This window comes from Pseudomonas sp. BN607 (genome assembly GCF_029871175.1).
Classification (GTDB): domain Bacteria; phylum Pseudomonadota; class Gammaproteobacteria; order Pseudomonadales; family Pseudomonadaceae; genus Aquipseudomonas.
Map to the genome: position 1 here is coordinate 1 of NZ_SSOE01000058.1, position 25,305 is coordinate 25,305.

Sequence of the window (25,305 nt, forward strand, 5' to 3'; positions counted from 1 at the left end):
CAGTACACCCTGGGCATCGAGTTGCCGGAGCTGGTCGCCAATAACCTCAGTGGCCCTTCGCTGCCTCTGCACATCGGTTTCAACCCGATGAACACCCAGGACTCGGGCTTTGGCATGGGCTGGACCCTCAACCTCACCCAATACGACCCCGGCACCAATCTGTTGCACCTGCACACCGGTGAAAGCTTCAAGGTCACCGGCAGCGATGCCAGCGACGGCACCGGCAAGGTGTTCAAAGAGCGCAAGCTGCGCAGCTTCCACTTCCATGATCACGGCGCGGGCTATCGCGTCGAGCACAAGGCCGGCCTGGTCGAACTGCTCGAATTGAAAGGCCCCAGCGACAATCTTATCGCCGTGCCCACCCGGGTCGAGGCGCCTTCGGGCCATGGCATCACCCTGAGCTACAACATTTTCCAGAAGGCCCCATGCCTGGTCGGCATCGAGGACGACACCGGGCTCAAGCTGCTGGCCATCACCTACACCGACGACCTAATCACCGTCGATTTGCACCCGGAATCCGGTCCCGGCTTTACCCCACTGGCCCGTTACACCCTGGAATACGACCGCCGCTTCAGCCCGGCGGTGCGCCTGCCCCATACCATTGTCCTGCCCAGCGACGACAAGGCCAGCTGGGGGCTCGATTACGACAAGGTGCGTGAGGTGGTCTGCCTGACAAAAGTGCGTAGCCCGGTCGGCGGCGTCGAGACCATCGAGTACAACGATGACGGCCACCTCTTCCCCGGCGACGTGCGTGACGCGCTGCCCCGGGTGACCAAGCACACCATCAAGCCTGGTGCCGAGCAGCCCGACATGGTCACCACCTACGCTTACACCAGCAACAACTTCCTTGGCAGGGGCAGCGGCATCACGTGGCGCGACAACGGCGAGGACAACCTTTACGAGTTCACTGGCACCGATTTCAGCTACGGTTCGACCGCGACTTACCTGGCTGACGCTACCCCTCTGCGCACCATCACTCGCAGCTTCAACCGCTTCCACCTGCTGACCCGGCAAGTGACCGAGCAGGTCCACGAGGTCTACGACGAAGGCGCCACGCAGCCCCGGCGCGAAACCTGCCTGCATGAGCTCGAGACCGTCTACCACGAGACCAACGAGGAGTTCAAGCTGCAGCCGAACTACTTCCAGATGCCCAAGCACCAGCTCAAGCGCTGGAAGATCAAGGAGGATGTCAGCCGGCTGCGTGAAGAAGTGCTGATCACCTACTACGACGAGCATGGCAACCTGGCCCTGGAGTCCAAGGCCGCAGCGCCGGTGTACAAGGGCGATGCGATCGACGAGGACGCCACCCTGGCCACCACGGTCCATACCCGTCATACCTATTACCCGTCTACCCATAACGACGCCGATTGCCCGCCCGACCCGCAGCTGTTCACCCGCAGCCGCAAGACCAGCACCGTGTACCCAGCCACCCATGGCGAAGGTCAGGCGGCTACCTTGGAGACCCGTTTCCGTTACAAGTATCTGCGAGCCCTTCAAGGCGCAACGGTGGGCAAGGGCTGGCTCGAGGCCCATGAAGAAGACCTTCTGCCGCTAGCCGGTGGGGATGATCGCCAACGGCAATACACCCGACGTGAATACCAGGACGTACCTGGAGATGCACTCCAGCACGGCCGCATGACCTTGCAGACGAAGATCATGAATGGCCACCAAACGAAATCCGAGTACGCTTTCACCAAACGCGCCGACCTGGGCGACGCTGTGCTGAATGAAGTGCGCACCGTGACCGGTTTCAACCATGGCGAGGACCTTGGCAATGGCGCGGTTCGCCACGTGCAGAAGGTCAATACCTTGCACCACAATGTGTTGATCAACCAGCCACTGCTCAACTTCGACGACAACGAGGTAGAAATAGCTTACGAATATGATGCCTTGCGCCGCGTGACCAAGGAGACGGTCTCGCCAGGTGGCGATTTCGAAGCTGAACGCGAGTACACCTATACCTTGGTCAGCCAGACCGGCGGGGAAGCCACGCAAACGAGCAAGGATGTCAACGGCGTCATAACCCGCACCGTGGTCGATGGGCTCAACCGCGCAGTGGCGCAGTCACGCCAGGACGCCGACAACGCGGATGAGAAACAACGCGCTGCCTGGCGGCCGACCTATGCTGCCCAATACGACGAACTGGGCAACCTGATCGCTGAAACTGATTTCGACTGGCTGGACTATCCGGGGCAGGCGCCCCGTGAGCTGGCATTGACGCGAGAGATGTTGTTCGATGGGTGGGGGCAGCAGTATTGCGAAATCGCGGTCGACAAGGTGCGCCATTATAAACGGCACGACCCGATCGGTACCTCGATCTTGCAAGGGCCCACTCAAACCCAGTGGCGCGAATCCGCTGATGGCCAGCAGGCCAGTGGCAAGACCATCACCTGGATGACACTGTTCGAAGAGCCAACACGTGTCGAAAGGTTCGACGCCAACGGCGAGTCGTACAGCATTAACCTGACGCTGTATGACGGCTTGCAGCGCAAGGCGCGTGAGGTCAACGCCCGTGGTGAAGAAAAGCGCTTTGCCTATGATGTGTTCGATCGCCTGGTGGATGAAACCCTGGCCACCGATGATGTGGTGCATCGCGACTATGCCGAGCACAGCAGCGAAGACCTGCCCATATTGATCAGCGTGAACGGCGTGGTGTTGGGAGAACAGCGTTTCGACGGGCTGGACCGCATGATCGAGTCGAAAACCGGCGGGCGCGTGCGCAAATTCGACTTCAAACCAGGACAGATGAAGCCCAGTACGGTGCTGACCCCAAGTGACCAGCTGATCGAATACCTCTATAAGCCTGAGCTGACCGAGGAGCCGCAGATGCGGCAGATTGTCGAAAAGGGGATCAAGGCTGACTATCGGCACGATTCCCGGAACGCGCGCCTCGTGCACTGCGAAGAGCAAGGGTTGGCACTGGCGCGCGAGTATTTCACCCACGGGAAGGTCAAGAGCGAAACCCGGGAATATCAGGGCGAATCCCACACCATGCACTACCAGACCAGCTTGCTGGGGCGCGAGTTGGGTTACATCGATGTGCTCGGCGGCCAGCAATCGTATGAGTACGATACTGAGGGCAGGCTGAGGCAGACGACCCTGGGCACAACGGTTGCCACCTTCGATTACGATGACTTGGGGCGGATGTACAAGACGACGACCCAGGAGGGGGACCACTATCTGGAAACGGTATTGGCGTTCGATGAGTTCGACAGGGAAGTAGAACGTACATTCAATATGGGCGGTACGCTGCAGTCGCTGACGCAGGGCTACGATGTTGAAAATGCAATCGTCTGGAAGGAATTGCGCGAAAGTGCAGGTTTGCTACGCCGCGAAACTTATCTATACGACCTTCGCGGCCGGATGTACAAGTATAACTGCGAAGGTAGCCTGTGCCCTGAAGACCCTTACGGTAAGGTCATCAATGAGCAAGTCTTCAGGTTTGACGCCCTGGATAACATTATCCGAGTCAATACCGCATTCGCCGGAGGTCCCAACGTCGCCAGGTATTTCTTCGATGAGCAGGACCCTGCGCAATTGAAATCCATTGAAAACAGCCATCCGGATTACCCGCCACTGATCGAGCTCAAGTATGACCCTGACGGCAACCTCACGCTCGACGATGCGGGTCGCACGTTGGCGTATGACGGGCTGGGGCGATTGATCAGTGTCGAGCTCCCCGCGCCGATTGGCGAGGCGTACGACGAGCATGGCAATCGCGTCTGGGATGAGGGCCGGCGACGGCTTACTGCTGACCAGCAAGGCAACGTGATCCGGGTCGATGTGCCAGCTGCAACGCATCCGGCCAGTGATGTGGAGCCCATGCTTGGCCCCAACGGGGAAGCATTGTCAGCCGTGCGTGAGGCGGGTGGCAGGCTGTTGTGGTGCACCACCCTGCACGACGCTGAAACTGCGAAGTATGGTTATGACCCCCTGGACCGATTGACCAGCCAGCAATATTGATTGGTGTCGATCGATGTTGAATGAAGCCCGCCGATAATGGCGGGCTTTTTACTGTCTGGACAGTATTGTCAACCTGATAAAAATGCTAGTTGCTCGAGCGGGAGGGGGATAGGAAGATTGATGAAAGATTCTACTGGTTGTCGCCCCCTAAAAAGAACAGTCTTCCCCACGAGGTTACCTATGAAAACGCAAGGAAAGTCAGGTTCCGATGGCCGCGTGCTGACAGGCGGCTTGCAAACCAGGGCAATTGTGGTCGCGCCGAGTGTTAAAGATGAACTGCTAGGGGACAAAAGCGATAATACGGTGCTTGCCAAATATCTCAGGGATGAGGCGTTTCCAATGGTTGTTACCATTGAGACTCCCTGGGATGAGATGGCGTCCTTCCCTGGCGACTTCGATACAGTGAAGTTCTACCATAAGCAAACAGGTGGAAATCTATTCAAGACTATAGAATTCCATCCTGGAGATGAGGCTAAGTTTCCATACCATTTTGAGCTGCCGAAAGATCTTGTCAGTACGTGGGGGGATGGGCCAAATACGATTCACTATGAGGTTGAGCACTACAATTTCGGTCACAGTGTTTCACCTGAATTGACGCTTATGTTCGACCGTGCCGCGCCTTATAACCAGACTGCGCCTGACAAAATGCCGGGTATTGCTACGATCACGGATGTCAATAAAGGCACAGTCGAACTCGAACTGCCTGACTATCCTGATTATCAGCCTGGTGACAAAGTCGCCTACTGGTGGCTAGCGGAAATTCCGGAGGATCCATGGGCTGCCTCGCCTGTAGATTTTGTAGACGTCACGGCACGCTCCCAGAAGCTGCCTGTCCCATCCACTACGATCGACCAGGTTGGCGATGGTGGTGTCATGGCTGTCTACGTCTTGCTGGACAAGGCAGGCAACAATAGTCACATGTCGGACATCACCCATATCGCGGTTGCATTGGGTAATTTGCCCAGCAACCTCAAGGAGCCTGTGGTGCCGCTGGCTGTGGATGGGCTGATCAATCAGCAGGATGCCGCTGATGGGGTCATCGTGCAGGTTCCGGCGTTCGATAACTGGAAGCCCTCGGACCAGCTGCGCGTCACTTGGGGTAGTTACACCTCGCAATGGCGCCCGATCAGTGATACGGGCTCGTTTCCTCAGGAATTCGCTATCCAGGCATCCACCCTGTTTGCTGAGTATGGCCCCGACACTGCGGGAGAGAAGACTATCCCAGTGGCTTACGAGGTTCAGCGCGGCACCGCGCCGGTAGGTAACAAGGGTATCTCTGTGACGGTCAACCTGGAACGCATCGGCCCGGTAGATCCGGACCCGGACCCGGAGTGGCCAGGCCCGGTAAACCCGCGACTGGAGACAGTGACGATCACGGGGTCTGCTGGCGTGGAGAACCACCTGAAAGATCCTGAAGACGAATTCAAAGATGCAACGCTGACGCTTGAAGTCAATCTTGCCCTCGAAAAGGACGATGAGCTCACGTTCTATTGGGATGACGAGCATATTCAAGGCATCGACCATACGGTCGCAGATGGTGAGCCCGGCACGACAATCACCAAGACGGTGACCTGGGATGTCATCAAAGCGCGAGGCAATGACACCGTACCCGTTCATTATTGGGTGCAACGACCCGGTAATCCAAATCCGATTCGTTCGCGCGGTACCGACGTGCTGGTAGAAGCTGTGGGTATTCATCCCGCTGCACCTGAGTACCTTGGGGCTATAAATGGTTGGTTGAACTGTTCATCGATTTACCAAGATGAGCACGATACCGAGGCAGCCGTCAGTGTGCAGATGGAGGACCTGACCCAGTATGGTCTGGCGAGTGGAGACACTGTGACCCTGCACTGGTCTGCAGTTCATGGTCGTACCGGTGAGGATGTAGTTGCTGGTGCTGCCCTGGATGAGGCCATTGTGTTGAACGCGACCACGGAAAAAGGTTTTGTCTGGAAAGTGCCATTCGAAACCAATGTGAAACAAATTTATGATCCAGCGAATAACAGGCCTGATGGCCGCGGCCGAGTGAAGTATTCCTTTAGCTTGGGTGGTAAATCGTATGAGTCCGAAACCAAGGAGGCCATCGTTTCCATGCACGACGGCGGCGGCAGCTGCCCGTTGAGGCCTAAACCATGATGTGGACTGGGACGATATGTAAGGCCAGTTTGTGAGGTGAATCCTCTACATATCAGAAATTTCCTACAGGTATTTCAGAGTTGGGCTTGTACTCTGGCGGCTTCGTCGTAACAGTTTATTAACGAGGTTTACCAATGGTTCTTGGATCATCAGGAATGCATCCGCTCGCCCAGGCTTTACTCCTGGCCTCGACATTCACGGTGTCACAAGTCGCCCATGCCCTGACAGTGGTCGACGACGAGCTGAGCATCGGTGCAGGTACGCCGGTTGACAGCTACCGGGTCGGCCCGGGTGCGAAGCTGATCGCCGAAAATGCCACCATTGAAAGCATTGATGTGCGTGCCGGCGCGAGCCTGCAGATGTCAGGCAGCACGGTTACGAGCGATGTCACCGACGGCGTGGCGTTGGTCAGTGCCACTGCCAGCATCTCTGGCAATTCGAAGATTGTCAGTGCCCGAGCAGGCTTGCGTTTGCAGCGTAGCGACCTGGTGGGGTCCACGGCCACAGTGATCAGCAGCCATGTAGAGGGCGCACAAGGCGGGGCGCAGCTGTCGGGGAACTCGACCCTGAACCTGCAAGGCAGCACATTGGTAGGAGCAGGTACGTCCAACGCTGCCGTGTTGTTCGGCAACGCCGTGCTGAACGCTCAGGACAGTACCCTGACGGGGGCAGGCGCTGGCTTGAAGGTGATCGGTGACAGCCCATTCGCCGACGCGGCAAAGGTCAACCTGGTGGGCAGTACACTGGAGGGTAAGAACGGGTCGGCTATCGTCGTGGGTGACTTCCCTGGCAGGCCTGCCAAGGCGGACATCCAGGTCGGGCCGGGTTCGCGCCTGATCGGCAGCAATGGCACCCTGTTGGAAGTGCTTGGCAACTCGGCCGCGACCATGGCCGTCGACGGAAGTGATCTGGTTGGCGATGTGAACGTGGAGGCTGGTTCCAGTGCGAGCATCAGCCTCGACAACCGGGCGAGCCTGACCGGGCGCCTGATAAACGTCGAGGCTTTGTCTTTGGCCAACGAGGCGCGTTGGAACATGGTCGAAGACAGCAGCGTGGGCAGCCTGGCCATGAATGCAGGCTCCGTGCGTTTTGGCGAGGCCGATCAGTACCAGCGCCTGACGGTGGGAGAGCTGAGTGGTCGTGGCACCTTCATCATGGATGCCGATTTCAGCACCGGGCAAACCGACTTCCTCGACGTGACGGGCACTGCCACGGGCGAGCACAGCCTGCTGGTCGGCAGTAGCGGCGCGGACCCGGTGACGGAAAACCAGTTGCACCTGGTTCACACCGCCAGTGGCGATGCGCAGTTTTCGCTGGTCAACGGCTCGGTCGATCTGGGCGCGTTTTCCTATCAGCTGGTGCAACGAGGCAATGACTGGTTCCTCGATGGTTCGAGAAAGGTCATCAGCCCAGGCACGGCTTCGGTACTGGCCTTGGCCAACACCGCGCCGACCGTCTGGTACGGCGAACTCACCACCTTGCGCAGCCGCATGGGCGAAGTACGCCGGGACCAAGGCAAGGCGGGCGCCTGGGCCAGGGCGTATGGCAACAAGTTCAACGTCTCGTCCGCAGCCGGCAGTGACTACCAACAGTCCCAGCAAGGTTTCTCTATCGGGGCTGATGCGCAGTTGCCTGTAGGTGATGGGCAATGGCTTGCCGGGGTCATGGCGGGCCATAGCAATTCGGACCTGAACCTTGAGCGAGGCGCTTCGGCCGATGTGAAAAGCTACTACCTGGGCCTTTACGCCACGTGGCTCGATGCAGCCAGCGGTTACTACTTCGACGGTGTCGTCAAGCTCAACCGGTTTGACAACTCATCCGATGTGACCCTCAGCGATGGCAAACGTGCCAAGGGGGACTACGACAACCTCGGGCTGGGCGTGTCTGCCGAATTCGGCCGCCACATTGAATTGGGCGATGGCTATTTCGTCGAGCCCTATACCCAGTGGTCGGCGGTCACCATCGAGGGTAAGGACTACCGTCTGGACAACGGCCTGCAGGCGCAGAGTGACGATACCCGTTCCTTGCTGGGCAAGGTCGGCGCCACCGTGGGTCGCACGTTTGACCTGGGGCAGGGGCGCTTTGCCCAGCCTTACGTACGCATGGCTTACGCCCATGAGTTCGTCAACGGCAATGACGTCAAGGTCAATGACAACCGTTTCGACAACGACCTGTCGGGTTCGCGCGGTGAACTGGGTGCAGGGCTGGCTGTATCGCTGAATGATCGGTTGCAGCTGCACGCCGATTTCGACTACAGCAATGGCGAACACATCGAGCAGCCCTGGGGGGCGAATGTCGGGGTGCGCTACAGCTGGTAGTACCTCACCACAAGGTAGGCATTGGGCCTACCTTTTTTTTGCCTTTGGATCGGGAGAGCGCCATGCAGGACACAAACGACATTCGTGCGGGTTTCGTCGCTGATGATCCCGCTCCCGTAGCGCCAGCGGCCTTGCCGGACATTCCGGGTGGTGAGCCTAACCTGATGCCCATCAGCGCGTTGACCAGCCCTGTGCGAATCGAGTTCACCCTGTGGCCTATTTCCGTGCCGACACCGGATGACGAGGAATCGATAGAGATCTACTGCAATGGTAACAAGGTAGGCGAAAAAGCATGGACGCAACCCCTGCCGGAAAGCGAGCGCTTCGTGAATATCCCTTCCACCCACTTCACCCAGGGCAGATTGCAGTTTCACTGTGTCGGGCATGTTTATAACCAAACCGTACGTTACTCGGAGGTGCTGACATTGACGGTTGACAAGACCTCACCGAGCCTGGGTGCCGGCAATGGGCGTTTGCAGTTTCCCGAGCTGGGCGACAATGACCTGACGGATTATTTCCTGAGCACCCACGACGATCGCCTGCAAGCCCTGGTACCCGACTATGTAGACGCTGCGCCGGGGGATGTGATCATCCATTACTGGGACAGCAAGCTGTTCGAAAACAACGAGGTTGACCGATGGGTGCTGACCCGCGATGACATCGGCAAACCCCTGCAGTTTTCCTACCCGGGCGATGTGATCCGTGAACGGGGGGACGGGGTGCGTTACGCGCAGTATGTCATCGAGGACCGTGCTGGCAATGCCAGCCAGGTCGCGCAGCCGTTGGACCTGAACGTGGCTGCGCAACCGGTGCCGCGTGTGCTTCCGGCCTTGGAAACCCCTTCGTTGGGCACGCTTCCGTCGGTCGATCTGGACCTGCGGACATTCGACAAAGCGCTCGATGTGAGCATACCGCAGGCCGCGGTCATACATCCGGGAGAGGACTTCGAGCTGGTCTGGGGCGAGGAGGGCAGCTTTGCAAGCTGGACGCAGCCTGGCCGGGAGGGGCAGCGAGACTTCGTTGTGCCGATGCGCAATGTGGTAGCCATGAGCGGCAAGGTGGCGCAGTTGTACTACCGGGTCATATCGCTCGGCACCACGCTGAAGTCTGCTGTGCGTGAAGTGAAAGTGATGCCCATCGCTGTGGCGCATATGCCCACGCCACAGGCCAATGGGCAATCCGGGGGTGACCTCGACGTTGGAGCGTTAACGTCGGCTCCTGCAGTTACCTTGGAAGGGTGGAAGCATATGGGGGTCGATCAGCGGGTATCGATACAGGCATCGGGCGTATCCGCTGGTCAGCCAAACTACCCTGTGCTGACCAATTACAAGTTGACCACTACAGATGTTGCCGAAGGTATAGGCAGTCGAGGGAATGTGACCATTCCTCTATCGTACCTGCGCCAGCTGGAAGAAGACACACCAATGGATGTCACCGTCAAGATCAGCTATGACGACGGGGCAACCTGGCCGCTTCTCCCGAACTGCGGCATGCTCAGTTTGACTATCAGATGAATGGCCACCTCAGGGTGTAGCGGTAAGCAGTGGTTGAGTGATTGCTGGCGTGCTGCCGCCATAGTCATTGAAGGTGGTGAACGTCACTGAAAGGTTGGCCACCGCCGTGGTGCTGGCAAGGGCGAAGGTTTGACGATCGAACGGGCGCAGCATTTCGCGGCCTTTCAACTGTTCTGTCTTGCCGTTGCCGCTGACTTCCAGTACGCCGAACGTGAAGTGGAACGGCGAGGGGTTGTCGACCACCAAGTGCTGTTTGCCCTCGATGCGTTGCACTGACCACTTCAAGTCCCTGAGGTGGACTTGCGGGTTGCCTTTGAGCTGGCTAGGCCGGTAGAACAGCTTGATGCGGGTGCGCAGGGCAATGTTAAGGCCATTTCGCTCGCTATCCGTATCGACCTGAGGAATTTCTTGAAGGTTGAAGAAAAAAAGCGACTCACGGTCTTGCGGCAGGTCGTTGGGCAGGCGGTTGATCTGCACCGATTGCTCATCGCCCGGCGCTATGCGGAACAGGGCGGGTGAGGCGATCAGGGGGGCGGCTGTGGTGGTGTCGTCCGCCTCGGTGTTCACCCAGGCCTGAGCCGCATAGGTTTTCTTGCTGGGGTTGCCGACAGTGACAGAACTGCTGTTCTTGTCGCTTTCGTGAACGATGCGGCTGTTGCTCAGGGTAAGGGCTGCGTGCGCGCTGTTCAGGCAGCCGAGCAAGGCGAGGAGGCATGCGCCTGCGCGCATACAGGTTGAGATGGGGGGCATGGTGTAGGCCTGGCAATGAACAGAGATGGGCCCGGGTGCTTTACACCCGGGGTGCAGCGTCAAGGAATGTTGACAACGAACTTCACGTTGGCCAGTGCAGATCCGTCCGTGACTGGTACTTTGATTGCCTCGTAATGCGCGGAAAATGGCATTAGAGTGTCTCCCAGTTGGGCCACCGGGTACATCGCCGAGGCGGTCCCTGGGGCAAGCCGATTGCCGTCCTTGTCAAGGATCGAGATTGCCAGGTCCGGTGTAGAGCCTGGCAGTAGCTTGTACAGGTCGTTACCCGAGCCTGTGGCCCCCCCCACGGATTCAAACACCACAGCCACTTCTACGCCTGGGCCGATATCGCACACGCCGGCAACAGGTGTGATTTTGAGGGCGAAATCCCTGGCTGGGGTTTTGTCGCCTTCGTTCTTGAATTGCGACGCATACGGGAAGCCGAGCTCGACTTGGCTTGGTATGCCCGTGGTCGGGTCGACTACCTCGATGGGGCAGGGACCGGCAGGCTGCACCCCACCATAGAAGTTGATGATGCCGGGTGCTGGCGCGGCCAGGGCGGCATTACTGGCAAACGCCAGGGCCAGGGGTATGAGGGCTTTTTTCATTGAAGTACGTCCTACGCTGTTGGTTGGCGTGCGCCATACGCACGGCACTGGATGCTTTCAGTGCGCCGTTCAGGGTAGGGATTGCGACGGTGTATGGCTGTAAGCCGAGTCGCGCAAATCGATGGGCATTTACGACAAGGCCCCTTGCCATTGGAGGGAGGCTGCCGAACTCAGTGATTCTGGCTGTTGCGCGGCAGGCTCAGCAGCTGCTTTTGTTTGTGCCAGTCGAAAGGCTCGCCGCGCTCGCTGGCTTCAAAGCGCAGCTCCTCCAGTTGCTGGTAAAGCTCAAGCTCTTCATCGGGCATGTAGTGCAGGCAGTCACCCGCGAAGAACCACAGCAGGTCACGGGGCACCAGGTGCGCGATCTGCGGGTAGCGCTGGATGACCTGGCAGATCAGGTCCTGGCCCAGGTATTGGCTTTCCAGCGGGCTTTGCGGCAGCAGGGTCAGCAGCTCGTCGAAGCGGTCGAGGAACAGGGCATGGCTTTCCTCCGGTACCTGCTCGGCCTCACCCAACGCTACCAGGATAGTGCGCAGGTGGTTGAGCAGTTGCAGGTGATATTCCAGGTGGGGGTTGGCCATGACAGGTCCTCGCGGTGGTTGAAACGGGGGCGGAGTATACGCGGGTTGCAGAAGGGACCGCAAAGCGGCCCCTTGGCTCAGCGGACCTTGCCGGCTTCGGGCAGCAACTGCGCCTTGTCGAAGGCATCCACATCGATCACGGCACGGCGCGCTTGTTCGGCAGCATGCAGGCGTTGCGCCTGATCAGGCTGAAGCACGCCGCTTTCGACTGCCGCATCGATCACCGACTGCCCAGGTGCGGGCCGTACCTTGCCCTCCTTGATCGCCTGATGCAGCGCGTGGCGCAGCGGCGTCGCCTCAGCCAGCAGGTCGCAGGCCCGTTGCAGGGCTGCCACCGGGTCGGCGTCAGCTTGCGGCCGGAAGCAACCGGCCAGCAGCTCCTCAAGTGCAGGGTCGCCTTTGCCGCGCCCGATCAGTGCGGCTACCTCGGCGTCCAGCTCATCGCTCGGCCCGGTGTGCCGGCGACCGAAGGGGAACACCAACACCCGTAGCGCGCAGCCGACGAAGCGGTTGGGGAAGTTCTCGAGCAACCGGTCCAGGGCGTGCTCCGCCTGGCCCAGGCTTTCTTCCATGGCCCAGCGCAGCAGGGGCTGCATGTGCTCGGGCGAACCGAGATCGTGGTAGCGCTTGAGCGCGGCACTGGACAGGTACAGGTAGCTGAGTACATCGCCCAGCCGAGCACTCAGACGTTCCCGGCGCTTGAGCGCGCCGCCCAGCAGCATCATCGACAGGTCCGCCAGCAGGGCAAAGGCCGCGGCCTGGCGGTTGAGGGCCCGGAAGTACCCCTGGCTCAGCGTGTCCCCTGGTACTTTTTCGAAAACCCCCAACCCCAGGTTGAACACCAGGGTGCTGGCCGCATTGCCAGCGGCGAACAGGATGTGTTTCATCAGCAGGTCATCGAATGCCTGAAGCGCCTGATCGTGGTCTTCACGCCCGGCCAATGCCATTTCCTTGAGCACGAACGGGTGACAGCGGATGGCACCCTGGCCGAAGATCATCAGGTTGCGCGAAAGGATATTGGCGCCCTCGACCGTGATGAAGATCGGCGCCCCTTGCCAATTGCGGCCCAGGTAGTTGTTCGGGCCCATGATGATGCCCTTGCCACCGTGCACGTCCATGGCGTGCTGGATGCATTCGCGGCCACGCTCGGTCAGGTGGTACTTGAGGATCGCCGACAGCACCGAGGGTTTCTCGCCCAGGTCCACGGCCTGGGCGGTCAGCAGGCGGGCGCTGTCCATCAGCCAGGCGTTGCCGCCAATGCGTGCCAGCGATTCCTGGATACCTTCGAAGGCAGCCAGTGGTACGTTGAATTGCTCGCGGATATTGGCGTACTGGCCGGTGACCAGGCTGGTGTACTTGGCGGCCCCTGTACCCACGGCAGGCAGTGAGATGGAGCGGCCTACCGACAGGCAGTTCATCAGCATCATCCAGCCTTTGCCGAGCATGGCTTGGCCGCCAATGAGGAAGTCCAGCGGGACGAACACGTCCTTGCCGCTGTTGGGGCCGTTCATGAACGCAGCGCCCAGTGGCAGGTGGCGTTTACCGATGTCCACCCCGGGGGTGTCGGTAGGGATCAGCGCCAGGCTGATGCCCAGTTCTTCCTCATCGCCCAGCAGGTGGTCCGGGTCGTAAGCCTTGAACGCCAAGCCCAGCAGGGTGGCGACCGGGCCAAGGGTGATGTAGCGCTTTTCCCAGTTCAGGCGCAGGCCGATCACTTCTTCGCCTTGCCACTGGCCTTTGCAGATGATCCCGGTGTCGGGCATGGCGCCAGCGTCGGAGCCGGCCAGTGGGCCGGTGAGGGCGAAGCAGGGGATTTCCTCGCCTCGGGCCAGGCGCGGCAGGTAATGGTTGCGTTGTTCGTCGGTGCCATAGTGCAGCAACAGTTCGGCTGGGCCCAGGGAATTGGGCACCATTACCGTGGAGGCCAGGTCGCCGCTGCGGGTGGCCAGTTTCATCGCCACCTGGGAGTGGGCGTAGGCGGAAAAGCCTTTGCCGCCGTATTCTTTAGGGATGATCAGGGCGAAAAAGCCATGTTGCTTGATATGGGCCCAGGCTTCGGGCGGCAGGTCGAGGTCCTGGCCAATCTGCCAGTCGCTGACCATGGCGCACAGCGCTTCGGTAGGGCCATCGATGAAGGCCTGTTCTTCTTCAGTCAGTTTGGGTGCCGGGTAGGCCAGCAAGGTGCGCCAGTCGGGGCGGCCGCTGAACAGTTCGCCGTCCCACCATACGGTGCCGGCGTCGATGGCTTCGCGCTCGGTCTGCGACATGGGCGGCAGGGTGCGTTGGAACCAGCGGAATACCGGGGCGGTAAACACCTTGCGTCGCCACTGTGGGAGCGCAACCAGGGCGACCTTCAGGGCCAGCACCACCCAGATCAGGGCCAGCAGCCAGCCGGGGGCACTGCTGAAAATGCCCATCAGCAGCACATAGGCCGCCATGATGCCGAGAATTTGCAAGGGCGCCAGGCGCCGGTGCGTGAGGTACGCCGCGCCGATCACCAACACTACCAACCACAACAGCAACATAATCGGTCCTCCTTGGAACCAAGGGCTTGAGCCGTCCCAGACAGCTTAGACGCCACGCTGTGAACAGTATGTTCAGAACAGTGACAGGGTGTGGCGGTGGGAGTTTCAGTTCATTCATTCACCTCAACTTCTAGAATCCAGCGCGGTCCCACAGTCCAGTCCAACCCCGCAGGCTTGAGGCTGATGCAGTACCTCGGGAAACAACTGGCTTGATCAATTCTGGACCTGTGGGAGCGGGCTTGTCCCGCGAAGAGGCCAGTACAGGCGGTGAAAGTCTGGAGTAGACTGTGCCACCTCCGCATTCAAAAGGACGTTGCCATGCTGAAGATCTGGGGCCGCAAGAACTCGAGCAATGTGCGCAAGGCGCTGTGGATCGCCCACGAACTGAGCCTTAGCTTCGAGTCCATCGATGCCGGTGGCGCCTTTGGTGTGGTCAACGAGCCGCACTACCGCGCCCGCAACCCCAATGGCCTGGTACCGATGCTGGAGGACGGCGACCTGACCTTATGGGAGTCCAACACCATCGTCCGCTACCTGTGTGCCGAATACGGCGCAGAGCAGGGGTGGTACCTGGAAGACCCGCGCCAACGCGCCCTGGCCGACAAGTGGATGGATTGGACCACGTCGTCCTTCGCCACGCCGTTCCGCCCGCTGTTCTGGGGCCTGCTGCGCACGCCGGAAGACCAGCGCCACTGGGTCGCGATCAATGCCGCGCACAAGCAGTGCGCCCAGTTGCTGGCCATCGCCGACGAAACCCTGGCCACGCAACCGTATCTGTCCGGTGACCAGATCGGCATGGGCGACATCCCACTGGGTAGCTTTATCTACGCCTGGTTCGAAATGCCCATCGAGCGCCCGGCCATGTACCATCTGCAGGCCTGGTACGAGCGCCTCAAGGCCCGCCCGGCCTACCAGGCAGCCGTGATGACCGCACTCACCTGATCGAACACCGCGGCTGGTTCGATAGTCACTATCAATACACATGACTGTACTTGTGCGGCCAGGCCTTGCACCATGGGCCGCACTCACTGCGCCAGTGACTTCGCCTGGCGTGTCCCTGCACCTTTTTCTTCGGTAAGCGACCCGCTATGAGTTCTGCCCTGTCCATCCGACAGCTGACCAAGACCTACGGCAATGGCTTTCAGGCCCTCAAAGGCATCGACCTCGATGTTGCCGAAGGCGACTTCTTCGCCTTGCTCGGCCCCAACGGCGCCGGTAAATCCACCACCATCGGCATTCTCTCAACCCTGGTGAACAAGACCAGCGGCACAGTGAACGTGTTCGGTCACGACCTGGACCGCGAGCCCTCAGCGCTCAAGCGTTGCCTGGGCGTAGTGCCGCAAGAATTCAACTTCAACCAGTTCGAAAAAACCTTCGACATCGTCGTGACCCAGGCCGGGTACTACGGCATCCCGCCCAAGCTGGCCAAGGAACGCGCCGAGCAGTACCTGACCCAACTGGGCCTGTGGGACAAACGTGATGTGCAGTCGCGTTCGTTGTCCGGCGGCATGAAGCGGCGCCTGATGATTGCCCGCGCATTGATCCACGAACCACGCCTGCTGATCCTTGACGAACCCACCGCGGGGGTGGATATCGAGCTGCGCCGCTCGATGTGGAGTTTCCTCACCGAGCTGAACCAGAAGGGCATCACCATCATCCTCACCACCCACTACCTTGAGGAAGCTGAGCAGTTGTGCCGTAACATCGGCATCATCGACCATGGCACCATTGTCGAGAACACCAGCATGCGCCAGTTGCTGGGCAAGCTGCATGTCGAAACCTTCGTGCTCGACCTCAAGCAGGACCTGGCCACGGCGCCGGTATTGCAGGGTTACCCAAGCCGGCTCTTGACCCCGCACACCCTGGAAGTGCAGGTGGACAAGGAGGTTGGCATCACCGCGCTGTTCGGCCAGCTGGCACTGCAGAACATCGAAGTGCAAAGCCTGCGCAACAAGACCAACCGTCTCGAGGAGCTGTTCGTGTCCCTGGTGGAAAAAAACCTGTCGAAGGTGGCCGTATGAGTGTGGAACTGCGCACCAACTGGGTCGCCCTGAACACCATCGTCTACCGCGAAGTGCGGCGCTTCCTGCGCATCTGGCCGCAAACGCTGCTGCCGCCTGCGATCACCATGGTGCTGTACTTCGTCATCTTCGGTAACTTGATTGGCCGGCAGATCGGCGACATGGGTGGTTTCACCTACATGCAGTACATCGTGCCGGGGCTGATCATGATGTCGGTGATCACCAACTCCTACGGCAACGTGGTATCGAGCTTCTTCGGCAGCAAGTTCCAGCGCTCGATCGAAGAGTTGATGGTATCGCCGGTATCGCCGCACACCATTCTTGTCGGCTATGTGCTGGGCGGGGTGCTGCGTGGTTTGGCGGTGGGGGTGATCGTGACCATCCTGTCGATGTTCTTCACCGACCTGCAGGTGCATCACTTGGGGGTAACGGTGGTCGTTGTGCTGCTGACCGCCACCATCTTCTCGTTGCTGGGCTTCGTCAATGCGGTGTTTGCGCGCAACTTCGACGATATCTCGATCATCCCGACCTTCGTGCTGACGCCGTTGACCTACCTGGGCGGGGTGTTCTACTCGATCAACCTGCTGCCGCCGTTCTGGCAGACCGTGTCGCTGGCCAACCCGGTGCTGCACATGGTCAACTCGTTCCGCTACGGGATTCTAGGGGTGTCGGATATCAGCATTGGCACCGCGATCACCTTCATGCTGGTGGCCACTGCGGTGCTCTACATGCTGTGCGTTCGCTTGCTGGTCAGCGGCCGCGGCATGCGTGCCTGAAACCTTGCACCGGCATTGGCGCAGGCGCCACTGCCGGCCCACCCACCAGCGCCAGTAGAGCATGGTGGTGAAGTAGCCAAGGATGCCCAGCACCACGCCGCACACGACCGAGCCGAGCAGAAACGGTTGCCACAGCGTCGACAGCTGGTCGGTGATCCACTGGAAGGTCAGCTCGTCGGGCAGAGTGCGCGGCGGTACTTGCATCAGCCAGGCCCCGGTCATGTAGGTGACGAAGAACACCGGCGGCATGGTCAGCGGGTTGGTCAGCCACACCAGGCTGACCGCGATCGGCAGGTTGCCGCGCAACGGGATGGCCAACGCGGCGGCCAGCAGCATCTGCGCCGGCATCGGGATCAGCGCCGCGAACAGGCCTACGCCCATGGCCCGTGCCACCGAGTGGCGGTTCAGGTGCCAGAGATTCGGGTCGTGCAGCAACCTGCCGAAAAAGCGTAACGACTTGTGTTCCCGAATGCTGGTCGGGTCCGGCATGTAGCGTTTGAACAGTCGGCGCGGCATGTGGGCTCCCGGAGCGTTGATCCGGGCAGTATGCCCTTATTCCCGATCAGCCTTGTTTAGAGTTTGTGACAATTGTTTAGCGAGCTTTGTCGGCAATTGGGCTATGCCTCAGCAGGTGATCTGCCTTCTGGAGCTCTACCACATGCGCACAGGGATGTTTGCGCTCGCGCTCGGGCTGATCTGCCTGGGCTTCCTCCCCGCATTGCCATCGGTCGGATGGTTGATAGCGCTGGCTGCCTGCGCTGCCGTCAGCGTGTTTACCCGCGCTTGGCCGTTGGGCTGTTTCCTGCTGGGCCTGTGTTGGGCGTGCTGGTCTGCTCAGCAGGCCCTCGATGATCGACTGGCTACCGGTTTGGATGGCCGCACCTTGTGGCTGGAGGGGCGGGTGGTGGGCCTGCCAGCCCGAACTGCGCAGGGCGTGCGTTTCGAACTCGAGGCGGCACGCTCGCGGCGGGCCGAACTGCCGCGACGGCTGCAACTGAACTGGTTCGACGGGCCGCCGCTGCGGGCGGGTGAGCAGTGGCGGCTGGCCGTGACCTTGCAGCGCCCGGCCGGGCTGCTCAACCCCCATGGCCCCGACCGCGAGGCGCAACTGCTGGCGCGTCGCGTGGGCGCCACCGGTACGGTAAAAACCGGGCAATTGCTGGCGCCGGTAACGGGTGGTTGGCGCGATGCACTGCGCCAGCGCTTGCTGGCGGTCGACGCCAATGGCCGGCAGGCCGCGTTGGTGGCACTGGTGCTTGGCGACGGCGCGGGCCTGGCCCGAGAGGATTGGCAGACGTTGCAGGCCACCGGCACGGTGCACCTGCTGGTGATCTCGGGCCAGCACATAGGCCTGGTGGCCGGTTTGCTGTACGGCCTGGTCGCCGGACTGGCGCGTTGGGGGTTGTGGCCCGCCCGGTTGCCTTGGCTGCCGTGGTCCTGTGGTTTGGCCATGGTGGCTGCGCTGGCCTACGGTTGGCTGGCCGGGGCGGGTGTGCCGGTGCAGCGTGCCTGCCTGATGCTGGCAGTCGTGCTGTTGTGGCGCCTGCGCTTTCGTCACCTCGGTGCGCTGCTGCCGCTACTGCTGGCGCTGGTCGTGGTGCTGCTGGTCGAACCGCTGGCGGCGCTGCTGCCTGGGTTCTGGCTGTCATTTGCCGCCGTGGCCACGCTCATCTATTGCTTCAGCGGCCGTTTGGGCGGTTGGCGGCCCTGGCAGGCCTGGACCCGTGCGCAATGGGTGATCGCCATCGGCTTGCTGCCCGTGTTGCTGGCCACGGGGTTGCCGGTGAGCCTGAGTGCGCCGCTGGCCAATCTTGTCGCGGTGCCATGGGTGAGCCTGGCGGTGTTGCCGTTGGCGTTGCTGGGTACAGTGCTGCTGCCGCTGGGCGGGGTAGGGGAAGGGTTGCTGTGGCTGGCGGGTGGCCTGCTGGAAGGGCTGTTCCGGTTGCTGGCGTTGGTGGCGCAGCAGCGCCCGGCATGGGTGCCCCCGGCGCTGCCAGGGTGGGCCTGGCTGCTGGTGGTGCTGGGTGCGCTGCTGGTGCTGCTACCTCGTGGCGTGCCTTTGCGCGGGTTGGGTGGGGTCATGTTGCTGGCGCTGTGGGTGCCCAGGGAGCCGGTGCCGTTCGGCCAGGTCGAGGTCTGGCAATTGGATGTCGGTCAGGGGCTGGCGGTGCTGCTGCGGACTCGGCATCACAACCTGCTCTACGATGCCGGGCCGGCCAGGGGGGAAAGCGACCTGGGGGAGCGGGTGGTGCTGCCGACGCTGCGCAAGCTGGCGGTGGGCAGCCTTGACCTGCTGGTGATCAGCCACGCACATGCCGACCATGCCGGCGGTGCTGCGGCAATACAACGTGGTCTGCCGGTCAGGCGGGCGATCGGCGGGGAAGCGCTGGATGCTGTGCAATTGCAACCTTGCGTCAGTGGCGAACAATGGGACTGGGATGGCGTGCGTTTTTCGCTGTGGCGCTGGGCGGACGGGCAGAGCAGCAATGACCGTTCCTGTGTGCTGTTGATAGAGGCGCAGGGCGAGCGCCTGCTGCTGGCGGGGGATATGGAAGCTGCGGCCGAACGGGCCTGGCTGGCAGAGACTGAAGCGCCGCGTATCGACTGGCTACAGGCGCCGCATCACGGCAGCCGCAGTTCGTCCACCGAGGCGTTCATCCGGGCGACCGCGCCGCGGGGGGTATTGATTTCACGAGGGCGCAACAACAGCTTCGGGCACCCGCATGCGCAGGTAGTGGAGCGGTATGGGCGGCATGGGGTGGTGGTGCATGATACGGCGGTGGAGGGGGCATTGCGGTTGGTGTTGGGGCGGCGGGGGGAAGTTGAGTTCGTTCGGGGGCAGCGGCGGTTTTGGCGGGCTCCACGGGATTAGGGGGGCTGGTGGGGGTACGCCGTTACAGGTTTAGCGCCTATGAGATCGAGCGCCGCCCGCGCGGCGCATCGCGAGCTGCGCTCGCTCCTACGCTTGTTTCGGGCCAATTATGCCTGCGGGATTTGCGCGCGTTCGCCTTGGGGCATGACGGGATATCGCGTCGTACAAACAAGGCGGTCGCGCGCGCCTGTCACAGGCGTTACTGGCCATAAACAAAGGTAGGAGCGAGCGGAGCTCGCGATGCGCCGCGCGGGCGGCGCTCGATCTCATGGGCGCTGAACCTGTAACGCCAAGCACCCGTCAGCCCCACCCCCCAATTCCCTGACCTCCGGCAGATGAGCCCCCGGCGCGCCTATGGTAGAGTGGCGGCCTTTTTCCGAAGGGGCGTTTACTGTGTGGGAATTGGTCAAGTCCGGTGGTTGGATGATGCTGCCGATCATTCTGAGTTCCATCGTTGCCATGGCTATCGTCGTCGAGCGCCTGTGGACCCTGCGCGCCAGCCGCGTCACCCCGCCCCACCTGCTGGGCCAGGTGTGGATGTGGATCAAGGACAAGCAACTGACCAGTGACAAGCTCAAGGCGCTGCGGGCCGATTCGCCACTGGGCGAAATCCTGGCAGCGGGCCTCGCCAACTCGCGCCATGGTCGCGAAATCATGAAAGAGTGCATCGAGGAAGCTGCCTCGCGCGTCATCCACGAGCTGGAGCGCTACATCAGCACCTTGGGCACCATCGCCGCCATGGCCCCGTTGCTGGGCCTGCTGGGTACCGTGCTGGGCATGATCGACATCTTCAGCGCCTTCATGGGCTCGCAGATGACCGCCAACGCTGCAGTGCTGGCAGGTGGTATTTCGAAAGCGCTGGTCACCACTGCTGCCGGCCTGATGGTTGGTATCCCGGCCGTGTTCTTCCACCGCTTCCTGCTGCGCCGCATCGATGAACTGGTGGTGGGCATGGAGCAGGAAGCAATCAAGTTGGTAGAAGTGATCCAGGGCGACCGTGAAGTGGAAGTGGCCGGAGGCAAGGCGTGAAGTTCCGGCGTAATCGGCAGCGGGAAAACGTCGACATCAACCTGGCGTCGTTGATCGACGTGGTGTTCGTCCTGCTGCTGTTCTTCGTGGTGACCACCACCTTCACCCGCGAAACGCAACTTCGCGTCGAGCTGCCCGAAGCCAGTAGCGCCGAGCCGGCGCCGGCCGACCAGGGCAAGCTGGTAGAAATCACCATCAGCGCCGAAGGCGTGTATTCGGTGAACAACCACTTGCTGCCCAAGAGCGACCTGGCCACCTTGAGCGAGGCCATCGAGCGTGAGTCCGGCGGCGACAACAAGCTGCCGCTGGCCATCAGTGCTGACGGCAAGACCCCGCACCAGGCTGTGGTCACCGCGATGGATGCTGCCGGCAAGCTCGGTTTCAGCCAGTTGCGCATGACCACGGTCGAGGCGGCTCAGGGCACGCCCTGATGGCCATTGCCGACCGTTTGCTCGCTGCCTGGTACGCCGGGCATCCAGCGCTGGCGCTGCTGCGCCCGCTAGCGGCGTTGTACCGCCGTGTGGTCATGCGCAAGCGGGCGCGCTTTCTCAGTGGCGAGAGTGCCAGCTACCGGGCCCCGGTGCCGGTCATCGTGGTGGGCAACATCACGGTGGGGGGCACCGGCAAGACGCCGATGATCCTCTGGTTGATCGCGCACTGCCGCCAGCAAGGGCTGAATGTTGGCGTCGTCAGCCGTGGCTATGGTGCCAAACCGCCACAGCTGCCCTGGCGCGTCCAGGCCGACCAGCTTGCCGAACAGGCCGGGGATGAGCCGCTGCTGATCGTGCAGCGCACCGGTGTGCCGCTGATGATCGACCCCGACCGTTCACGAGCCGTGCAGGCGTTACTGGCCAGTGAACCGTTGGACCTGATCCTGTCTGACGACGGCATGCAGCACTACCGCCTGGCCCGTGACCTGGAACTGGTACTGATCGACGCCGCCCGTGGGCTGGGCAACGGCCTTTGCCTGCCAGCCGGCCCCCTGCGTGAGCCGGCGGAGCGCTTGCACGATGCGGATGCGGTGCTGTTCAACGGCGCCAGCGAAGACCGCAGCGACGGCTTCGGTTTTTGCCTGCAGCCGTCGGCGCTGGTCAACCTGCGCAGTGGCGAGCGGCGCACGCTCGACCACTTCCCCCCAGGCCAGCGCCTGCATGCGGTGGCGGGCATCGGTAACCCCCAACGTTTCTTCAATACCCTGCTAGGGCTAAACTGGCAGCCGGTGCCGCACCCGTTTGCCGATCATGCGCAGTTCAGCGCCCAGAGCCTGGCCTTCAGCCCGGCGCTGCCACTGGTCATGACCGAGAAGGACGCGGTGAAGTGCCGGGCCTTCGCCGCCGACGACTGGTGGTACCTGGCCGTCGAGGCGCAGCCCTCGCAGGCGTTCAGCGCTTGGTTCGACAACCAGTTACAGCGCCTGCTGCGCAAGCCCTGAGCCCGTTTTCAATTTCCGGCCACCTGGCCTAAAGGAAGCCTTCAATGGACACCAAACTGCTCGATATCCTGGCCTGCCCGATCACCAAGGGCCCGCTCAAGCTCAGCGCCGACAAGACCGAGCTGATCAGCAAGGGCGCCGGCCTGGCCTACCCGATTCGCGACGGCATCCCGGTCATGCTGGAAAGCGAGGCGCGCACCCTTACCGACGACGAGCGTCTGGACAAATGAGCCTCGATTACACCGTGGTGATTCCTGCCCGGCTGCGTTCCACACGCTTGCCGGGCAAGCCATTGCTGCAGATCGCCGGCAAACCCATGGTGCAGCATGTGTGGGAGCAGGCACGCAAGAGCGGCGCCAGCCGTGTGGTCATCGCCACCGACGATGCCAGCATCGTTGAAGCCTGCCAGGCCTTTGGCGCCGAAGTGCTGCTGACCCGTGCCGACCATGAGTCCGGCACCGACCGCCTCGCCGAAGTGGCCGCACACCTCGGCCTGCCCGCCGATGCCATCGTGGTCAACGTGCAGGGCGACGAGCCGTTGATCCCGCCGGTGATCATCGACCAGGTGGCCGCTAACCTGGCCGCCCACCCAGAGGCTGGCATCGCCACCCTGGCCGAGCCGATCCACACGCCGGAAACCGTGTTCAACCCGAATGCGGTCAAAGTGGTCAGCGACAAGAACGGGCTGGCCTTGAGCTTCAGCCGTGCGCCGCTGCCCTGGGCGCGTGACGCCTTTGCCAGCGACCGCAGCCTGCTGCCGCCGAACGTGCCATACCGTCGCCACATTGGCATGTACGCGTACCGCGTCGGCTTCCTGCAAGACTTTGTCAGCTGGGGCCCTTGCTGGCTTGAGCAGACCGAGGCGCTGGAGCAGCTACGTGCGTTGTGGCACGGCGTGCGCATCCACGTCGAGGACGCCATCGAGGCACCTGCCGTGGGCGTGGATACCCCTGAAGACCTGGAGCGCGTACGGCGCTTGCTGGAGGCTTGATGCGCGTCCTGTTCGTGTGCCTGGGTAATATCTGTCGCTCGCCTACTGCCGAAGGCGTGCTGCGCCACCAATTGCAGGCCGCCGGGCTTGCCGACAAGGTGCATGTGGCCTCGGCCGGAACTGGTGACTGGCACGTCGGCAAGGCACCTGACAGCCGCACCTGCAAGGCGGCGTTGGCGCGCGGTTACGACCTGTCGCAGCAGCGGGCCCAGCAGGTTACGGCGGCGCATTTCGCCGAGTACGACCTGGTGCTGGCCATGGATGAGAGCAACCTGCGCGACCTGCGTGCCCTGCGCCCGCATAATGCGCCAGGCGAGCTCGACCTGTTCCTGCGCCGTTATGGCGCGGCGCTGGACGAAGTGCCAGACCCCTACTACGGCGGTGCCGATGGTTTCGAGCAAGTGCTCGACCTGGTCGAGGCGGCATGCCAGGCGCTGGTGCTGGAAATCAAGGGGCGGTCATGACTGAGCAGTGGCAGGAGCAGGTATCGCTCAAGCCTTTCAACACCTTCGGCATTGATGTGAAGGCGCGCTATTTCAGCCAGGCACGGAACGACCAGCAGGTGCGTCAAGCGCTGAGCCTGGCCCGGCAGCAAGGCTTGCCGGTGCTGGTGATCGGCGGCGGCAGCAACCTGCTGCTGACCCAGGATATCGATGCACTGGTGCTGCACATGGCTAGCCAGGGGCGGCGCGTGCTCAGTGACGATGGCGAGCATGTCGTGGTCGAAGCCGAGGCCGGCGAAGCTTGGCACCCGTTTGTGCAGTGGGCACTGGCCCAGGGTTATTGCGGGCTGGAAAACCTCAGCCTGATCCCCGGCACCGTGGGTGCCGCGCCGATGCAGAACGTGGGCGCTTACGGTGTGGAGATCAAGGACGTATTCGCTGGTCTGACTGCCCTGGACCGAGAGACTGGCGAGCTGCGTGACTTCGACTTGGCGGAGTGTGCCTTCGGTTATCGCGACAGCGTGTTCAAGCGCAGCCCTGGGCGCTGGCTGATCCTGCGAGTGCGCTTTGCCTTGCACCGTACCTTGCAGGCGCACCTGGACTATGGCCCGGTACGCCAGCGCCTGGCAGAGCAGGGCGTGACCAAGCCGACCGCTCAGGCGATCAGTGACGCAATCTGCAGCATTCGTCGCGAGAAGCTGCCAGACCCGGCTGAGCTGGGCAATGCCGGGAGTTTCTTCAAGAACCCAGTGGTGGCTGCAGCGTTGGTCGAGCGAATACGCGCGCAGTATCCCGGCGTCGTGGCTTACCCTCAGGCAGATGGCCAGGTGAAGCTGGCGGCGGGTTGGTTGATCGAGCAGGCGGGGTGGAAGGGCTATCGCGACGGTGATTCCGGGGTGCATCGCTTGCAGTCGCTGGTGCTGGTCAACTATGGCCAGGCCAGCGGGGCGCAGATGCATGCGCTGGCGCAGCGGATCCAGGCCGACATCTTCGAGCGGTTCGGGGTGGTGTTGGAGATGGAGCCTAACCTGTACTGATTCATCGCCGGTACTGGCCCTTTCGCGACGAAAGGCCGCTTGTGTCTTGCAAGCCAGTTGTTTCCCCAGGTACTGCATCAGCCTCAAGGCTGTGGGGTACCTGTGGGAGCGGGCTTGTCCCGCGAAGCATCCAACACGGTGGATGGCACGGGCTTTGCCCGTGTTCGCGGGACAAGCCCGCTCCCACAGTCCAATTGCGCTAGATTCTAGAAATCGAGCAAGCCAGTTGTTTCCCCAGGTACTGCGTCAGCCTCAAGCCTGCGGGGGTACCTGTGGGAGCGGGCTTGTCCCGCGAAGCATCCAACACGG

General features: G+C 61.7%; 19 protein-coding genes and 1 pseudogene. 15 read left to right on the forward strand and 5 right to left on the reverse strand.

The features are described from left to right. The 4 genes from E8E68_RS16415 to E8E68_RS16430 form a co-directional block, all read left to right on the forward strand. The coding region (locus E8E68_RS16415; protein WP_280342911.1) for a sugar-binding protein at positions 1-3,963 on the forward strand (3,963 nt) is incomplete at its 5' end. Positions 3,964-4,143: 180 nt separating this feature from the next. Next, positions 4,144-6,099, forward strand: coding sequence for a hypothetical protein (locus E8E68_RS16420; RefSeq protein WP_266032843.1), 1,956 nt, complete (start codon positions 4,144-4,146; stop codon positions 6,097-6,099). A 155-nt stretch (positions 6,100-6,254) separates the two neighbouring features. Continuing rightward, on the forward strand, positions 6,255-8,417 hold the full coding sequence (locus E8E68_RS16425) for an autotransporter outer membrane beta-barrel domain-containing protein (RefSeq protein WP_266032845.1): 2,163 nt from the start codon (positions 6,255-6,257) through the stop codon (positions 8,415-8,417). Between the two features lie 62 nt (positions 8,418-8,479). Beyond that, positions 8,480-9,931: a hypothetical protein gene (locus tag E8E68_RS16430; protein ID WP_280342915.1), complete on the forward strand. Its 1,452-nt coding sequence runs from the start codon at positions 8,480-8,482 to the stop codon at positions 9,929-9,931. Between the two features lie 9 nt (positions 9,932-9,940). Here E8E68_RS16430 and E8E68_RS16435 read toward each other — a convergent pair whose 3' ends face one another. The 4 genes from E8E68_RS16435 to E8E68_RS16450 all read right to left on the reverse strand — a co-directional run bounded on the left by E8E68_RS16435 (position 9,941) and on the right by E8E68_RS16450 (position 14,395). Continuing rightward, complete coding sequence (locus E8E68_RS16435; RefSeq protein ID WP_266032851.1) at positions 9,941-10,681, reverse strand: molecular chaperone; 741 nt, start codon at positions 10,679-10,681, stop codon at positions 9,941-9,943. Between the two features lie 59 nt (positions 10,682-10,740). Further along, on the reverse strand, positions 10,741-11,289 hold the full coding sequence (locus E8E68_RS16440) for a fimbrial protein (RefSeq protein WP_266032853.1): 549 nt from the start codon (positions 11,287-11,289) through the stop codon (positions 10,741-10,743). Positions 11,290-11,459: 170 nt separating this feature from the next. Beyond that, the gene (locus tag E8E68_RS16445) at positions 11,460-11,870 is read right to left on the reverse strand and encodes a PA2817 family protein (protein WP_266032856.1); all 411 of its coding nucleotides are present in this window, start codon (positions 11,868-11,870) and stop codon (positions 11,460-11,462) included. 77 nt (positions 11,871-11,947) lie between these two features. Continuing rightward, positions 11,948-14,395, reverse strand: coding sequence for an acyl-CoA dehydrogenase (locus E8E68_RS16450; protein WP_266032859.1), 2,448 nt, complete (start codon positions 14,393-14,395; stop codon positions 11,948-11,950). 318 nt (positions 14,396-14,713) lie between these two features. Here E8E68_RS16450 and E8E68_RS16455 point away from each other — a divergent pair, with 318 nt between their 5' ends. From E8E68_RS16455 to E8E68_RS16465, 3 genes are all read left to right on the forward strand, one after another. After that, positions 14,714-15,337: a glutathione S-transferase gene (locus E8E68_RS16455; RefSeq protein ID WP_280342924.1), complete on the forward strand. Its 624-nt coding sequence runs from the start codon at positions 14,714-14,716 to the stop codon at positions 15,335-15,337. A 146-nt stretch (positions 15,338-15,483) separates the two neighbouring features. Next, positions 15,484-16,416: an ABC transporter ATP-binding protein gene (locus E8E68_RS16460; RefSeq protein ID WP_266032864.1), complete on the forward strand. Its 933-nt coding sequence runs from the start codon at positions 15,484-15,486 to the stop codon at positions 16,414-16,416. Beyond that, on the forward strand, positions 16,413-17,192 hold the full coding sequence (locus tag E8E68_RS16465) for an ABC transporter permease (RefSeq protein ID WP_110744551.1): 780 nt from the start codon (positions 16,413-16,415) through the stop codon (positions 17,190-17,192). Before E8E68_RS16460 ends, E8E68_RS16465 begins: the two co-directional genes overlap by 4 nt. On the opposite strand, the pseudogene E8E68_RS16470 reads toward E8E68_RS16465, so the two are convergent. Then, positions 17,190-17,708: pseudogene (locus tag E8E68_RS16470) on the reverse strand (DUF2062 domain-containing protein); the annotation flags it as partial. The gene E8E68_RS16465 and the pseudogene E8E68_RS16470 sit on opposite strands and share 3 nt — an antisense overlap. Before the next feature lie 142 nt (positions 17,709-17,850). Here E8E68_RS16470 and E8E68_RS16475 point away from each other — a divergent pair. The 8 genes from E8E68_RS16475 to murB all read left to right on the forward strand — a co-directional run bounded on the left by E8E68_RS16475 (position 17,851) and on the right by murB (position 24,996). Then, positions 17,851-20,064: a DNA internalization-related competence protein ComEC/Rec2 gene (locus E8E68_RS16475; protein ID WP_280342928.1), complete on the forward strand. Its 2,214-nt coding sequence runs from the start codon at positions 17,851-17,853 to the stop codon at positions 20,062-20,064. 393 nt (positions 20,065-20,457) lie between these two features. Next, complete coding sequence (locus E8E68_RS16480) at positions 20,458-21,093, forward strand: MotA/TolQ/ExbB proton channel family protein (RefSeq protein WP_003247132.1); 636 nt, start codon at positions 20,458-20,460, stop codon at positions 21,091-21,093. Further along, positions 21,090-21,524 (forward strand): biopolymer transporter ExbD, encoded by a 435-nt coding sequence (locus E8E68_RS16485; RefSeq protein ID WP_266032869.1) that lies wholly within the window; start codon positions 21,090-21,092, stop codon positions 21,522-21,524. Before E8E68_RS16480 ends, E8E68_RS16485 begins: the two co-directional genes overlap by 4 nt. Then, the gene (gene lpxK, locus E8E68_RS16490; RefSeq protein ID WP_110744548.1) at positions 21,524-22,525 is read left to right on the forward strand and encodes a tetraacyldisaccharide 4'-kinase; all 1,002 of its coding nucleotides are present in this window, start codon (positions 21,524-21,526) and stop codon (positions 22,523-22,525) included. Before E8E68_RS16485 ends, lpxK begins: the two co-directional genes overlap by 1 nt. A gap of 44 nt (positions 22,526-22,569) precedes the next feature. Continuing rightward, positions 22,570-22,755, forward strand: a complete 186-nt coding sequence (locus E8E68_RS16495; RefSeq protein ID WP_003247142.1) for a Trm112 family protein — start codon at positions 22,570-22,572, stop codon at positions 22,753-22,755. Further along, entirely contained in the window at positions 22,752-23,516 is a 765-nt protein-coding gene (gene kdsB / locus E8E68_RS16500; protein ID WP_266032872.1) for a 3-deoxy-manno-octulosonate cytidylyltransferase, read from the forward strand. The genes E8E68_RS16495 and kdsB overlap by 4 nt, the downstream gene beginning before the upstream one ends. After that, complete coding sequence (locus E8E68_RS16505; protein WP_266032875.1) at positions 23,516-23,980, forward strand: low molecular weight protein-tyrosine-phosphatase; 465 nt, start codon at positions 23,516-23,518, stop codon at positions 23,978-23,980. Before kdsB ends, E8E68_RS16505 begins: the two co-directional genes overlap by 1 nt. Further along, positions 23,977-24,996: a UDP-N-acetylmuramate dehydrogenase gene (murB, locus tag E8E68_RS16510; RefSeq protein ID WP_266032877.1), complete on the forward strand. Its 1,020-nt coding sequence runs from the start codon at positions 23,977-23,979 to the stop codon at positions 24,994-24,996. Before E8E68_RS16505 ends, murB begins: the two co-directional genes overlap by 4 nt. Positions 24,997-25,305 lie beyond the last annotated feature (309 nt).

Coding starts and splice junctions, on each gene's coding strand:
- E8E68_RS16420 (WP_266032843.1), top strand. CDS start 4,144: ATGAAAACGCAAGGAAAGTCAGGTTCCGATGGCCGCGTGCTGACAGGC.
- E8E68_RS16505 (WP_266032875.1), top strand. CDS start 23,516: ATGCGCGTCCTGTTCGTGTGCCTGGGTAATATCTGTCGCTCGCCTACT.
- E8E68_RS16440 (WP_266032853.1), bottom strand. CDS start 11,289: ATGAAAAAAGCCCTCATACCCCTGGCCCTGGCGTTTGCCAGTAATGCC.
- murB (WP_266032877.1), top strand. CDS start 23,977: ATGACTGAGCAGTGGCAGGAGCAGGTATCGCTCAAGCCTTTCAACACC.
- E8E68_RS16445 (WP_266032856.1), bottom strand. CDS start 11,870: ATGGCCAACCCCCACCTGGAATATCACCTGCAACTGCTCAACCACCTG.
- E8E68_RS16460 (WP_266032864.1), top strand. CDS start 15,484: ATGAGTTCTGCCCTGTCCATCCGACAGCTGACCAAGACCTACGGCAAT.
- E8E68_RS16430 (WP_280342915.1), top strand. CDS start 8,480: ATGCAGGACACAAACGACATTCGTGCGGGTTTCGTCGCTGATGATCCC.
- E8E68_RS16455 (WP_280342924.1), top strand. CDS start 14,714: ATGCTGAAGATCTGGGGCCGCAAGAACTCGAGCAATGTGCGCAAGGCG.
- kdsB (WP_266032872.1), top strand. CDS start 22,752: ATGAGCCTCGATTACACCGTGGTGATTCCTGCCCGGCTGCGTTCCACA.
- E8E68_RS16495 (WP_003247142.1), top strand. CDS start 22,570: ATGGACACCAAACTGCTCGATATCCTGGCCTGCCCGATCACCAAGGGC.
- E8E68_RS16465 (WP_110744551.1), top strand. CDS start 16,413: ATGAGTGTGGAACTGCGCACCAACTGGGTCGCCCTGAACACCATCGTC.
- E8E68_RS16450 (WP_266032859.1), bottom strand. CDS start 14,395: ATGTTGCTGTTGTGGTTGGTAGTGTTGGTGATCGGCGCGGCGTACCTC.
- lpxK (WP_110744548.1), top strand. CDS start 21,524: ATGGCCATTGCCGACCGTTTGCTCGCTGCCTGGTACGCCGGGCATCCA.
- E8E68_RS16435 (WP_266032851.1), bottom strand. CDS start 10,681: ATGCCCCCCATCTCAACCTGTATGCGCGCAGGCGCATGCCTCCTCGCC.
- E8E68_RS16425 (WP_266032845.1), top strand. CDS start 6,255: ATGCATCCGCTCGCCCAGGCTTTACTCCTGGCCTCGACATTCACGGTG.
- E8E68_RS16475 (WP_280342928.1), top strand. CDS start 17,851: ATGCGCACAGGGATGTTTGCGCTCGCGCTCGGGCTGATCTGCCTGGGC.